A 12,810-nucleotide genomic window follows, 5' to 3' on the forward strand; every position below is an offset into this window, starting at 1 on the left:
CAACGGCGGCACCCCGCGCGACCTGCGCGGCGGCGCGGCGGTCAGGCCATCGCGATCTTGACGACGCCGGTGAGGGCGAGCTGGGCCAGGGACAGCGGGACCAGCCAGGCCCAGGCCAGGCGCTGGAGCTGGTCCTCGCGCAGCCGCGGGTAGCTGACCCGCAGCCAGATGACGACGAACGACAGGGCGAAGACCTTGAGCAGGGTCCACAGCCAGCCCAGCTCGGTCTCCAGGAACGGGCCGTTCCAGCCGCCCAGGAACAGCACGGTGGTCAGCGCCGACAGCACCACGATCCCGGCGTACTCGGCCAGCAGGAACAGCGCGAACCGCAGGCCGCCGTACTCGGTGTAGGGGCCGAAGATGATCTCCGAGTCGGCCACCGGCATGTCGAACGGGGGACGGCGCAGCTCGGCCAGGCCCGCGACGAAGAACACCACCGCGCCGACCGCCTGCCACGGCAGCCACCACCAGCGCCACTCCTCGACGATGCCGGTCAGCGACAGGGTCCCGGCCGCCATCGCCACCGAGGCCGCCGCGAACACCATCGGCAGCTCGTAGGACATCAGCTGGGCGGCCACCCGCATGCCGCCGAGCAGCGAGTACTTGTTGGCGCTGGCCCAGCCCGCCATGATCGCGCCGATCACGCCGACGCCCATCACCGCCAGCGCGAAGAACAGCCCCGGGCCCAGGTCCAGCACGACCTGGCCGCCGGGCCCGATCGGCACCACGACCAGCACGACCAGATAGGGCACCAGCGCCACCGCCGGGGCCAGCTTGAAGATCCGCCGGTCGGCGGCGCGCGGGATGACGTCCTCCTTCTGGGCGAACTTCACCCCGTCGGCGACGAGCTGCGCCCAGCCGTGGAAGGCGCCGGCGTACATGGGGCCGAGCCGCCCCTGCATGTGCGCCATGATCTTGTGCTCGGCCTGTCCCACCAGCAGCGGCAGCACCGCGAACGCCGCCGCCAGCAGCACCAGCTTGACGACCAGCTCAAGCATCGCCGCCCCCGTCCACGCCTCGGGGTCCGCGCTCGGGCCGTTCCGCGTCCTCGGACCCGCGCGGGCGCCGTGCGGGCCGGCCGGGCTCCCCGGGACTGCCGGCGCGGGGCGCCTGCGCGGCGGCCGGGCCCCAGTCCTCGGGAACGCCCGGGGGCCGGACGCGGCGGCGGCTGGGGGCGCCGCCGCTCTCGCCGGGCTCCTTGGCGCCGGGCCAGGGCTTGGCGACGCGGGCGGCCAGCACGAAGTCCTTGCGCAGCGGGTTGCCCTGGAACCCGTCGGGCAGCAGCAGCGGCCGCAGGTCCGGGTGACCGTCGAAGACCACGCCGAACATCTCGTAGGTCTCCCGCTCGTGCCAGGCCGCGCCCCGGTAGACGCCGGTGACGCTGGGCAGCAGCGGGTTCCGCCGGGACACCAGGGTGCGGATCAGCAGGTGCAGGCGGGTCTGCATCGAGTAGACGTGCGCGACGACCCGGAAGCCCTCCTCCAGTTCGTCGACGGCGGTCAGCCAGTCGAAGTAGTCGCACCCCAGCTCGGTCCGGGCGAAGTCCAGGGCGGCCAGCCAGGACACCGCCGGAACGTCCACCACCTGCTGGCCGAAGCTGTCGCTCAGGACGGCGTCCTCGCCGAACCGCTCGGCCCACGCCGCCGCCGGATCCACCGCGCTCACCGGCGCCGCCCGCCGTCACGGCCGTCGCGGCCGTCGTCCTCGTCCTCCGGGCGCTCCGGAAGGTCGAAGCCGGGGATGAACGACAGATCGTCGCCGGACCCGCCGTGGTCCTCGGCGTCCTCCTCGACCGGCACCGCCGGGTGGGCGTCGGTCCGTTCCACCAGGAAGTCCGTGTCGTCGCCCGCCACCGGCAACTGGACCGTCGGCTCCTCCCCGTCCGCGGGCTCCACCCCGCGCACCTTCTCGGGCCGGGTCTCCTTCTCCGGAACGCCCACCACGGGCAACTGCGTCGTCGGCGCGTCCGGATCGGCCGGCGCCTGCGCGGCGGCCCCGCCCGCCTCATCGGTGGACGGCCGGGCGGAAGTCTCGTCCGGAACGTCCGCCACCGGCATCTGTGTGGTCGGCGCGTCCGGATCGACGGGCGGCTTCGCCGGAGCCTCGGCGGTCTTATCGGCCTCGCCCTGCACCGGCAGACCCGCGGTCGGCGCATCGGGGTCCGCGGACGGCTTCGCCGGGACCTCGGCGGTCTTCTCGGCCTCGCCCTGCTCGTCCTGCACCGGCAGGCCGGCGGTCGGGGCATCCGGATCGACGGACGGCTTCGCGGGAGTCTCGTCCGGAACGTCCGCCGCCGGGAGCCGGGTCGTCGGGGCGGCGTCGGCCGGGACGATCGGGACGGTCTGGGTGGGGGACTCGGCGTCCGGGGGGACGGCCGGGGGCTGCGGGGGCGGCTGGAGGGGACGGCGCAGGACGGTGGCCTGCATCTGGCGCGGGGGCGGGGCGGGGGCGACGGGTTCGCCGTCGCGCGAGTAGCGGTCGCCCAGGGACTCCCCGGCGATCTTGTCCTGGAGGCGGATGATGCCCTGCAGCAGGGCCTCGGGGCGGGGCGGGCAGCCGGGGACGTAGACGTCCACCGGGATGATCTGGTCGACGCCCTTGGTCACGCAGTAGGAGTCCCAGTACGGGCCGCCGCAGTTGGAGCAGGCCCCGAACGAGATCACGTACTTGGGCTCGGGCATCTGCTCGTACAGCCGGCGCACGGCGGGCGCCATCTTGTCGGTGACGGTGCCCGACACCACCATCAGGTCGGCCTGCCGGGGGCCGGGGGCGAACGGGATGACGCCCAGCCGGATGAAGTCGTGCCGGCTCATCGAGGTGGCGATGAACTCGATGGCGCAGCAGGCCAGGCCGAAGTTGAACACCCACAGCGAGTAGCGCCGGCCCCAGTTGAGCACGAACTTGATCGGCTTGGGGGCCAGCCGGGACAGCGGCCCGACGCCGGGGGGCGGCAGATCTACGGTGCTCACTCTTGCATTCTTACAGCCCTCCGCAAGGGCGGACCGGTCAGACCCAGGACAGCACGCCCTTGCGGCCCGCGTAGACCAGCCCGGTGAACAGGAAGCCCAGGAAAACGAACATTTCCACCAGAGTCGTCGTCCCAAAACCAGGGGCGGCGAACACCGTGGCCCACGGGAAGAGGAAGACGGCATCGACGGCGAAGACCACGTACAGGTAGGCGAAGACGTAGTACCGCACGTAGGACTGCGCCCACCCTTCGCCGACCGGGTCGACGCCGCACTCGTAGGTCGTCAGCTTCTCCGCGGTGGGGCGGTGCGGCCGGAGCATCCGGTTGGCCGCCAGGCCCCCGCCGACGATGCCGGCGCCCAGGAGCAGGAGCACCACGACGACCATGTACGACTCGAAGTAACCCTCCACGGCCACCCTCTCCGTCCGCTGTGCGCCGTCCCGGAGCCTCCCCCGGGACATCACGGTCAAGTATCGCCGCCGGCACGGGGCGGCGGAGATCCGGCCGCCGTCAGACCTGAGAGAGCAGAAAGTCCGCCCCTTGCGCCAGACTTGAGGCGCATCGCGGCAAGCCGCCTGGAAGGAACCCCACTCGATGAGCACCCCCCCGCCGCCCCCCGGAGGAGGCTGGAACCCTCCTCCCCCTCCGGGCGGTCCGTCATGGCCGCCTCCCGGCGGCCCCACCGGCCCCGGCACCCCGCCGCCGTTCCCCCCGCCCGGGGGCTCCGGCACTCCACCGCCCTTCCCCCCGCCCGGCGGCCCGGGCACCCCGCCGCCGTTCGGGCTCCCCGGTCCCCCTCCGCCGCCGCGCCGGTCCTCGTCCGGCGCGCTGATCGCGCTGATCGTCGGCGGCGGGCTGGTGGCGGTCCTGCTGATCGCCGCCGCGTTCTTCGTCCTGCTCGGCGGCGACGACCGCTCTCCCGAGGAGCGGCTGCAGGCCGCCGCCCGCAAGATGAACACGGCCCGGGCCGTGGAACTGGACGGCACGTTCGGCTTCGAACGGCTCCAGGGCAAGGTCAAGGTCACCGGTGCCGGGCGGGTCACCGGTGACGTCACCTGGTCCGGCGACCAGGTGTCGCTGCTGGTGATCGACCAGAACGTGTTCGTCAAGGCGGACCCGGCCTACTGGCGGCGGGAGCTGCCGTCGGTGGAGAACTTCCCGATCACCGGCGAGAAGTGGGGCAAGGTCGGCCCGGCGGAGCTGTCGTTCGACTTCAAGCGGTACGCCACGCCGTCCGCGCTGGCCAGCAGGCTGCGCGCGGTCACCCGGTTCGGCATCCGCTCGGACCTGGAGACCACCCTCGAGGGCCGGGACGTCGTCAAGATCACCACGACCACCGGCACCTACTACCTGTCCGAGGACGACGAGCTGCTGCGGATCGAGAGCACCGCCCCGGCGCTCAACGCCGACGTCGTCCAGCAGAGCTCGGCGACCGCGGCGGTCAGCGAGATGCGCTCCCGTGTCGGCGAGCTGCGGGACTCGGTGGACACCACCCGCACGGCCCGCGTCTCGGACGTCGAGGGCTGCAAGGACCGGAGCGTCTCGGGCTGCACGGTGCGGGTCCAGGTGATGACGGCCGGCGCGGCCGGCGGCACCACCGAGGTCAAGGTGTACGTGTGGATCACCGCGGAGACCAAGACCGGTCGCAAGCTGGGTGACTGCACCACCACCGCGACCACCACCGGCATCACGCCGGTGTGGACCGAGTGCCGGGTCTCCAGCCCCGAGTGGCGGTCGTACTACGGCAACACCTCGGTGGACCGGCACTGGTGGATGCAGGCCGACGTGCTGGCCGTCGGCGCGTCCTCGGCCGAGATCCAGACCCTGCAGACCGCTCTCGCCCGGGAGTGACCCGTCCGCGACGCCGGGCGCACCGTGACCGCGGTGCGCCCGGCGTCGTCGTCCCGGCCGCCGTCGGCGGGTTTGGGGATGGGCGGTCCGGGCTGAGATCCTGACGTGCCGAGCGGCGGCCGGGCACCACCGTCCGGCCGGTGGACAGCAGGAGGAACAGCGGCGGTGAGCTCCCAGCTACCGGGGCCGCCCGGGCGTCCGGATCCCCGGCGCCCGCGGCCGACCGGCATCCCCCGGCCGGTGATCGCGGGCCTGGCGGTGACGCTCCTGGTCGGCGCGCTGGTCGCGCTCGGCCTGGTGGCGGGCGACGGTCCGGACGGCGCCACGGCGGGCTCGCGGACCTCCGGCGGCCCCTCGGCGCCCTCGTGGTCGGCCAGGGCCGCCGCGCGGCTGGCCGCGCTGCCGGCGCTGCGCTACACCGGGACGTTCACCTCGAACGGGCGGACCGTGCAGGCCGTGCTGTCGGTGACCCGGGCGGGCTCGGCCGTCGGCACGCTGACCATGGGCGGCGAGCAGGCCCGGCTGGTCACCGTGGACGGCGCCACCTACCTGCACGGCGGGCCGTCGTTCTGGGCGGGCGCGACGGGGCCCGCGACGCGGCCGGAGGACTTCGCGGGCCGCTGGTCCAAGGCCCCGGTCACCCTGCTCGGCTTCGACCCGCAGGACCTGCTGTCCCCGTCGGCGATCGCCCGGGCCGTCCGCGGCGCCCCGGTCACCGGCTCGACCGGCTATGTCGGCGACCGCCTGGTCCACCGGGTGGAGACCCGGCAGGGCGTCTACTCGGTGACCCTGGCCGAGCCGCACGATCTGCTGCAGGTGGAGGGCGCCTCCAACGCCCGGTTCGCGGTCACCGCGGTCGCCGACGCCGCGCCCGTGCTGGCCGAGCTGCGGCGGCGGGTGGCCGCGCTGGGCGGCGCCCGCGACCCGGGCGTCGGGTTCGACCACGGCGAGCTGACGTTCGTGAACTGCAACGAGAACGTCTCCGGCTGCACCCTGCAGCTTCCGGTGTCCGTCCGGGCGCCGCTCGTCGCCGGCGAGCCGGCCGAGGCCGCCCGCGCCGTGCTCGTCGCCACCATCAGCGCCGACGGGCGCGCGCTGGGCTCGTGCACCGGCGCGCGTTCCGTGGAGGCGACCGGCCGGGCCGTGCTGACCTGCACCGTCACCAGCCCGGGCTGGCGGGCCTGGATGAGGAGGGCCCGCGACACCCCCGGCCGGCACGAGTACACCGCCCAGGCGCGGGTGATCGGCGAGGCCGTCTCCCCCGACCGGGTGCGGGAGCTGCTGGCCCTGGTGGACCGCGAGACGCCGGGGAGTTGACAGATATCTCCGGGTCAGCAAACCGAATCTGATTCGGACAAACTATAGTGCGGGATGTGAGAACCAAGGCGCCGGCGGACCCGGCGGGGCTGGACGCCCCGGCGGTCTCCGCCGCGCTCCCGGCACTGGTGCGCCGGCTGCACGTGGACCTGTGCCGGCTGGCCAGCTGCCTGTGTCGCGCCCGCGCGTGACCGGACGGTGAACGCCCAGTGCCGCCCGCGCCGTACCTCCTCCAAGGACGCGCCCGCGGGAACGGCCGTCACCGTGCGGCGGCCGTGAGCCGTCCCGCGACGCGCGTCGCGTCTCCCGTCAGCACGGTGATGCCGACCGCCAGGGGGCCGGCCGTACGCCGACCCGGCCCCGATCCAGCCCGATCCCGGACGTACTATGAAGGTAAGCCTAAGTAGCATCACGGACCAGGACGCCTCCCCCGGTCCCGGTGCTGCGCGTCGAGGAGGTCTTCCTCTGTGACCAAACAGGTCCAGCAGCTCGACCGCGTCATCATCCGTTTCGCCGGGGACTCCGGCGACGGCATGCAGCTGACCGGCGATCGCTTCACCCAGGAGACGGCGTCGTTCGGAAACGACCTGTCCACACTGCCCAACTTCCCCGCGGAGATCCGCGCCCCGGCGGGCACCCTGCCGGGCGTGTCCAGCTTCCAGCTGCACTTCGCCGACCACGACATCCTGACGCCGGGCGACGCGCCGAACGTGCTGGTCGCCATGAACCCGGCGGCGCTCAAGGCCAACATCGGGGACCTGCCGCGCGGCGGGGACCTGATCGTCAACACCGACGAGTTCACCAAGCGCAACCTGGCCAAGGTCGGGTACGCCGCCAACCCGCTCGAGGACGGCTCGCTGTCCGAATACCGGGTGCACGCGCTGCCGCTGACCTCGATGACGGTGGACGCGCTGGCCGACTTCGACATCTCCAAGAAGGACGCCGAGCGGGCCAAGAACATGTTCGCCCTCGGCCTGCTGTCCTGGCTGTACCACCGGCCGACCGAGGGCACGCTGGCGTTCCTGGAGCGCAAGTTCGCCCGCAAGCCCGAGATCATGAAGGCCAACATCGCGGCCTTCCAGGCGGGCTGGAACTACGGCGAGACCACCGAGGCGTTCTCGGTGCAGTACGAGGTCAAGCCGGCCGAGCAGCCCGCCGGGCTGTACCGCAACATCACCGGCAACATGGCGCTGGCCTACGGGCTGGTGGCCGCCGGGGTGCGCAGCGGGCTGCCGGTGTTCCTCGGCTCGTACCCGATCACCCCGGCCTCCGACATCCTGCACGAGCTGTCCAAGCACAAGCGGTTCGGGGTGCGCACGTTCCAGGCCGAGGACGAGATCGCGGCGATCGGCGCGGCGCTGGGCGCCTCGTTCGGCGGCTCGCTGGGGGTGACCACCACCTCCGGCCCCGGCATCGCGCTCAAGAGCGAGACCATCGGCCTGGCGGTCGCCACCGAGCTGCCGCTGCTGATCGTGGACGTGCAGCGGGCCGGGCCGTCCACCGGCATGCCGACCAAGACCGAGCAGGCCGACCTGCTGCAGGTGATGTTCGGGCGCAACGGCGAGGCCCCGGTGCCGATCGTGGCGCCGCGCTCCCCGTCGGACTGCTTCGACGCGGCGCTCGAGGCGGCCCGGATCGCGGTCAAGTACCGCACCCCGGTGGTGCTGCTGTCGGACGGCTACCTGGCCAACGGGTCCGAGCCGTGGCGGATCCCGGACGTGGACTCGCTGCCGGTCATCGAGCCCGGCTTCGCCGCCCCGGACCAGGCGGACTTCAAGCCGTTCCAGCGGGACCCGGAGACCCTGGCGCGGCCGTGGGCGATCCCGGGCACCGCGGGCCTGGAGCACCGGATCGGCGGCCTGGAGAAGGCCGACGTCACCGGCAACATCTCCTACGACCCCGACAACCACGACACCATGACCCGGCTGCGGCAGGCCAAGGTCGACGGCATCGCGAGCGACATCGAGCCGCTGGAGGTCGACGACCCGTCCGGCGAGGCCCGGGTGCTGGTGCTGGGCTGGGGCTGCACGTACGGGTCCATCGCGGCGGCGGTGCGGCGGGTCCGCGCGGACGGGCGCCACGTCGCCCACGCCCACCTGCGCCACCTGAACCCGTTCCCGGCCAACCTCGGCGAGGTGCTGCGGTCCTACGACAAGGTCGTGGTGCCGGAGATCAACCTCGGCCAGCTGGCCCTGCTGCTGCGCGGCAAGTACCTCGTGGACGTGATCGGCTACAACCGCATGCGCGGGCTGCCGTTCAAGTCCGAGGAGCTGGCCGGTGTGATCCAGGATGTGATCGACAGTGAGTGAACTGCTGAACGGCAACGGGGCGCTGTCGCTGGTGCCCAAGACCGACGTCAGGCAGACCGCCAAGGACTTCAAGACCGACCAGGAGGTCCGCTGGTGCCCCGGCTGCGGGGACTACGCCATCCTGGCCGCCGTCCAGTCGTTCCTGCCCGAGCTGGGGCTGCGCCGGGAGAACATCTGCTTCGTCTCCGGCATCGGCTGCTCCTCGCGGTTCCCGTACTACATGAACACCTACGGGTTCCACTCGATCCACGGCCGGGCCCCGGCCATCGCGACCGGGCTGGCGACCTCGCGGCCGGACCTGTCGGTGTGGGTGGTGACCGGTGACGGCGACGCGCTGTCGATCGGCGGCAACCACCTGATCCACGCCCTGCGGCGCAACGTCAACCTGAAGATCCTGCTGTTCAACAACCGGATCTACGGGCTGACCAAGGGCCAGTACTCGCCCACCTCCGAGCTGGGCAAGATCACCAAGTCGACCCCGATGGGCTCGCTGGACGCCCCGTTCAACCCGATCTCGCTGGCGATCGGGGCGGAGGGCACCTTCGTGGCCCGCACCATCGACTCCGACCGCAAGCACCTGCAGTCGGTGCTGCGGGCGGCGGCGCAGCACAACGGCACCGCGCTGGTGGAGATCTACCAGAACTGCAACATCTTCAACGACGGCGCGTTCGACCCGCTCAAGGACCCGGCGGTGCGCGACGACATCACCGTCCGGCTGGAGCACGGCGAGCCGATCGTGTTCGGCGCGGACCGCTCCAAGGGGCTGCGCCGGTCGGCCTCCGGCGGGTTCGAGGTGGTGAACGTCGCGGACGTGGACCCGTCCGAGATCGTGGTGCACGACGCCCACAACCCGGACCCGTCACCGGCGTTCGCGCTGTCGCGGCTGGACTCCCCGGCGTTCGAGCACACCCCGATCGGGATCTTCCGGCAGGTGCGGCGCCCGTCCTACGACGAGCTGATGCGCGCCCAGATGGAGGAGGCCGTCGAGCGCGAGGGTCCCGGCGACCTGGCCGCCCTGCTGGCCGGCGGCGACACCTGGCGCATCGACTGAGCCGTCCGACCAGGCTCGGCGGGTGAGGCCCCGGCTCCCTGTGGGGACGCCGGGGCCTTCCGCTTTCGGCCATGCGCCCCGGGGCCCTGGCGGCATCCCGGCGGCACTGGGAGACTCGGAGCCGATCATGCGTTGAAGGGGTTCCGATGGTCGTTCCTCCCGGTCCCGGTCCGTACGGGTCAGGGCCGCCGCAGCACACCGGATTCCCCCCGCCCGCCAGGAGGCGAGGGCCGATCCTCGTCGTGGTCGTGGTGGGCGCCGCGCTCGCGGTGGTGCTGGTCGTCGTGGCGGCCCTCGTGCTGATCCGAGCGTGCGGCGGCGGGGAGGAGAACGCCGCTTCCGTCCGGTTCCTGGGGGTGCAGGAGATGCGGGCGTGCGGCGGCGAGGAGGAGGATCCCGCTCCCGTTCAGGGGTCCGGCGCGCTCGCCTCGCCCGTCCGGTTCCTGCGGGTACAGGAGCAGTACCCGCTCCAGGGCACCTGCCGGAACGGGGACATGCTCGCGCTGGACGGGGTGACCTGCTACCGCCTGGGGGACGGGATGACCGTCACCCGGCTCAAGCGCATCGCCGCCGTGCACCCCACCGCGGAGCTTCCCGACTGGCGGGTCCAGTTCTCACTGGAGCCGGCGGACGCCCGCGCCTTCGGTGACCTGACCCGCGAACTCGCCGACGCCGCGCACACCACCGCGCCGCTGCTGGCGATCGTGGCCGACGGCAGGGTGATCTCCGCGCCCCAGGTCATGTCGGCCATCACCGGCGGGGAGGTCGAGATCACCGTCAAGTCCCGGGCGCAGGCCGAGGAACTGGTGCGGCGGATCCTCGGAGCGGGCTGAACGGCGGACGGTGGCGGTCGCCGGACGCCGCTGCGACACTTGCGGACTATGGAGGCGGGGAGGTGATCATGCGGGTGGTACCGCGCCGGAAGAAGGCCGACGCGTCCGGCCGTCCACAGTCGCCGGCGGCGCCCGGGAAACCGGATCCGGACGCCGGGCGGACGGCGGCCGGGCGGCCGGGGGCGGACGCCGGGCGGGCGGCGCCCGCGGATCCGCGGGCCGCGGAGCGGGCGCGGCGGGCCGAGGCGCTGGCGCGGATGCAGGAGCGGCGCAGGGCCCGGGCGGGACGGCGGCGGCGCCGCGACCGGCCGGTGCGGTCGCGGTCGGCGCTGCTGGCACTGGTGATCGTCATCGGGGTGCTGATCGCGGCGGTCGCGGTGACCGGCACCCTGCTGGCCACCGCGCAGGAGGAGGAGCCGACCCCGCTGGCGGCGCCGCTGCACGTGTACCCGGTGATCCGGGTGGTGTCGGGGGCGTGCCCGGCCGGGACGCAGGGCATCACCGGGCAGACCGTGTCCGGCCCGGCCTGCTACCAGCTCACCAGCGGCATCGCGATCCGCGAGGTCACCGGCATCCGGGTGCAGCAGGGACGGACGCCGGGCACCCATGACGTGGCGATCGAGCTGGCCGGCGCGGACCGGCGGGCGTTCGCCGAGCTGACCCGGGCGACCGCGGGCCGGACGGTGGCGTTCGTGGTGCGCGACCAGCTGATCACGGCGCCGCGGGTGGACATGCCGATCACCGACGGGAAGGTCGTGGTGACCGGGCGGTTCAGCCGGGCCGACGCCGAACGGCTGGTCCGCACGCTGCGGGGACCGTGACGGGCGTCCGGGGGTCGCCCCGGACGGAACGGGTTCAGCGGGCGGGCGTGGTCGGCTCGACCGGCTCGACGGCGGGCGGCTCGGCGGGCGCGGAGGTGCGCAGCGGGAGCTCCCGCAGCGCCAGCACCGCCAGCAGGGCGAGCGCCGCCAGCGGAACGCCCACCAGGTACACCGTCCGCAGGCCCTCGGTGTAGGAGTCCAGCAGGAACCCCAGGTAGGGCTCCGGCAGGGCGCGGATCTCGGCGGGAGTGCCCAGCCCGGTGCCGGCGTCGGCGGGGACCGGCAGATGGGCGGCGCGCAGCCGGTCGGCCAGCCCGGAGGTGAGCCGGGCGGTCAGGATCGCGCCGAACGCCGCCACCCCGACCGCGCTGCCCAGGCTGCGGAAGAACGTGACGCCCGTGGTGGCGGCGGCCAGGTCGGCGCGCGGCACGGCGTTCTGCGCGGCCAGGATCAGGGTCTGCATGGTCAGGCCCAGCCCGATCCCGGCGATCGCGCAGTCGGCGCCGATCACCGCCAGCGGGGAGTCGGTGTGCAGCCCGGACAGCAGCAGCACGCCGCAGGTCAGCAGCACCAGCCCGGACACCGGGAAGATCTTGTACCGGCCGGTGCGGGTGGTCAGCTGCCCGGAGACGGTGGAGGCCACCAGCATCCCGCCCACCAGCGGCAGCGTCATCAGCCCGGAGGCGGTGGGGCTCATCCCCCGCACCACCTGCAGGTACTGCGGCAGGAAGATCATCACCCCGAACATCACCATGCCGATCAGCAGCGAGACGGCGGCGGTGAGCACGAACGTGCGGTCGCGGAACAGCCGGGGCGGCAGGATCGGCTCGGGGGCGCGGCGTTCGGCGACGACCGCCGCCGCCAGCAGCGCCAGGCTCAGCGCGGTCAGCCCGTAGGTCCAGCCGGAGTTCCAGGGGAACGACCTGCCGCCCAGCGACAGCACCACCATGACCGTGCTGGCGCCGCCGGCGATGGCGACCGCGCCGAGCCAGTCGATCCGGGGCCTCCGGGTCCGGTCCGCGGGCGGCAGCCGCAGCACCTTCTGGATCACGATGAACGAGCCGACCGCCAGCGGCACCGGCACCAGGAAGCACGAGCGCCAGCCCAGCCCGGGGGCGTCCACCAGCAGCCCGCCGACCAGCGGCCCGGTCACGGTGGCGACGCCGAACGCGGCCCCCAGGTAACCGGCGTACCGGCCGCGCTCGCGGGGTTCGACGATGTCGCCGAGGACCACCTGGGTCAGCGACATCACCCCGCCCGCGCCCAGGCCCTGCAGGGCGCGGGCGGCGATGAGCATGCCGACGTTCTGCGACAGCCCGGCGACCACCGAGGCGAGCGCGTAGATCACCAGCGCGGTCTGGAACATCCGCTTGCGCCCGAACAGGTCCGACACCTTGCCCCACAGCGGGGCGGCGGCGGTCATCGCCAGCAGCGGGGCGCTGGCCACCCAGGCGAGCCGCTCCTGGCCGCCGATGTCGCCCATGATCGTGGGCAGCGCGGTGGAGACGATCGAGGTGGAGATCATCGCGGTCAGCGTGGCGGTGACCAGGCCGCCGAGGACCTGCAGGACCTGCCGGTGGGTGTAGGGCCGCCACTGTGCCGGAGCGGGCCCGGTCCGGTCGTCCGTCGTGCTCAACCCCACCATGCCCCCTCGTCCACG

Annotated in this window: 12 protein-coding genes; 7 read left to right on the forward strand and 5 right to left on the reverse strand. The window is 73.5% G+C overall.

The window, feature by feature from the left end; genetic code table 11:
• Positions 1-41: 41 nt before the first annotated feature.
• From nuoH to HNR21_RS01290, 4 genes are read right to left on the reverse strand one after another with little or no spacing between them, the layout of a single operon-like run.
• A complete protein-coding gene (nuoH, locus tag HNR21_RS01275; protein ID WP_119728311.1) occupies positions 42-998 on the reverse strand; it encodes an NADH-quinone oxidoreductase subunit NuoH in 957 nt (318 codons plus the stop codon).
• Complete coding sequence (locus tag HNR21_RS01280; RefSeq protein WP_119728310.1) at positions 991-1,665, reverse strand: NADH-quinone oxidoreductase subunit C; 675 nt, start codon at positions 1,663-1,665, stop codon at positions 991-993. The genes nuoH and HNR21_RS01280 overlap by 8 nt, the downstream gene beginning before the upstream one ends.
• Complete coding sequence (locus HNR21_RS36725; RefSeq protein WP_312880767.1) at positions 1,662-2,969, reverse strand: NADH-quinone oxidoreductase subunit B; 1,308 nt, start codon at positions 2,967-2,969, stop codon at positions 1,662-1,664. The genes HNR21_RS01280 and HNR21_RS36725 overlap by 4 nt, the downstream gene beginning before the upstream one ends.
• Before the next feature lie 37 nt (positions 2,970-3,006).
• Positions 3,007-3,378, reverse strand: a complete 372-nt coding sequence (locus HNR21_RS01290; protein WP_233359158.1) for an NADH-quinone oxidoreductase subunit A — start codon at positions 3,376-3,378, stop codon at positions 3,007-3,009.
• Positions 3,379-3,562: 184 nt separating this feature from the next.
• Here HNR21_RS01290 and HNR21_RS01295 point away from each other — a divergent pair, with 184 nt between their 5' ends.
• From HNR21_RS01295 to HNR21_RS01320, 7 genes are all read left to right on the forward strand, one after another.
• Positions 3,563-4,819: a hypothetical protein gene (locus HNR21_RS01295; RefSeq protein ID WP_182703690.1), complete on the forward strand. Its 1,257-nt coding sequence runs from the start codon at positions 3,563-3,565 to the stop codon at positions 4,817-4,819.
• A gap of 165 nt (positions 4,820-4,984) precedes the next feature.
• Entirely contained in the window at positions 4,985-6,136 is a 1,152-nt protein-coding gene (locus tag HNR21_RS01300; RefSeq protein WP_182703691.1) for a hypothetical protein, read from the forward strand.
• A 56-nt stretch (positions 6,137-6,192) separates the two neighbouring features.
• On the forward strand, positions 6,193-6,327 hold the full coding sequence (locus HNR21_RS35800; RefSeq protein WP_267898992.1) for a putative leader peptide: 135 nt from the start codon (positions 6,193-6,195) through the stop codon (positions 6,325-6,327).
• A gap of 276 nt (positions 6,328-6,603) precedes the next feature.
• Positions 6,604-8,445 (forward strand): 2-oxoacid:acceptor oxidoreductase subunit alpha, encoded by a 1,842-nt coding sequence (locus tag HNR21_RS01305; RefSeq protein ID WP_182703692.1) that lies wholly within the window; start codon positions 6,604-6,606, stop codon positions 8,443-8,445.
• A complete protein-coding gene (locus tag HNR21_RS01310; RefSeq protein ID WP_119728305.1) occupies positions 8,438-9,496 on the forward strand; it encodes a 2-oxoacid:ferredoxin oxidoreductase subunit beta in 1,059 nt (352 codons plus the stop codon). Before HNR21_RS01305 ends, HNR21_RS01310 begins: the two co-directional genes overlap by 8 nt.
• A 146-nt stretch (positions 9,497-9,642) precedes the next feature.
• The gene (locus HNR21_RS01315; protein WP_182703693.1) at positions 9,643-10,329 is read left to right on the forward strand and encodes a SecDF P1 head subdomain-containing protein; all 687 of its coding nucleotides are present in this window, start codon (positions 9,643-9,645) and stop codon (positions 10,327-10,329) included.
• A gap of 68 nt (positions 10,330-10,397) precedes the next feature.
• Positions 10,398-11,150 carry a SecDF P1 head subdomain-containing protein gene (locus HNR21_RS01320; RefSeq protein WP_182703694.1) on the forward strand — a complete coding sequence of 251 codons (753 nt, stop codon included), beginning with the start codon at positions 10,398-10,400 and terminating at the stop codon, positions 11,148-11,150.
• A gap of 34 nt (positions 11,151-11,184) precedes the next feature.
• On the opposite strand, the gene HNR21_RS01325 is transcribed toward HNR21_RS01320, so the two are convergent.
• Positions 11,185-12,795 carry an MDR family MFS transporter gene (locus HNR21_RS01325; protein WP_182703695.1) on the reverse strand — a complete coding sequence of 537 codons (1,611 nt, stop codon included), beginning with the start codon at positions 12,793-12,795 and terminating at the stop codon, positions 11,185-11,187.
• Positions 12,796-12,810 lie beyond the last annotated feature (15 nt).

Origin of the sequence: Thermomonospora cellulosilytica, assembly GCF_014138835.1 — a bacterium.
GTDB classification, from domain to species: Bacteria; Actinomycetota; Actinomycetes; order Streptosporangiales; family Streptosporangiaceae; genus Thermomonospora; species Thermomonospora amylolytica.

Coding starts and splice junctions, on each gene's coding strand:
- HNR21_RS01295 (WP_182703690.1), top strand. CDS start 3,563: ATGAGCACCCCCCCGCCGCCCCCCGGAGGAGGCTGGAACCCTCCTCCC.
- nuoH (WP_119728311.1), bottom strand. CDS start 998: ATGCTTGAGCTGGTCGTCAAGCTGGTGCTGCTGGCGGCGGCGTTCGCG.
- HNR21_RS01320 (WP_182703694.1), top strand. CDS start 10,398: ATGCGGGTGGTACCGCGCCGGAAGAAGGCCGACGCGTCCGGCCGTCCA.
- HNR21_RS01325 (WP_182703695.1), bottom strand. CDS start 12,795: ATGGTGGGGTTGAGCACGACGGACGACCGGACCGGGCCCGCTCCGGCA.
- HNR21_RS01315 (WP_182703693.1), top strand. CDS start 9,643: ATGGTCGTTCCTCCCGGTCCCGGTCCGTACGGGTCAGGGCCGCCGCAG.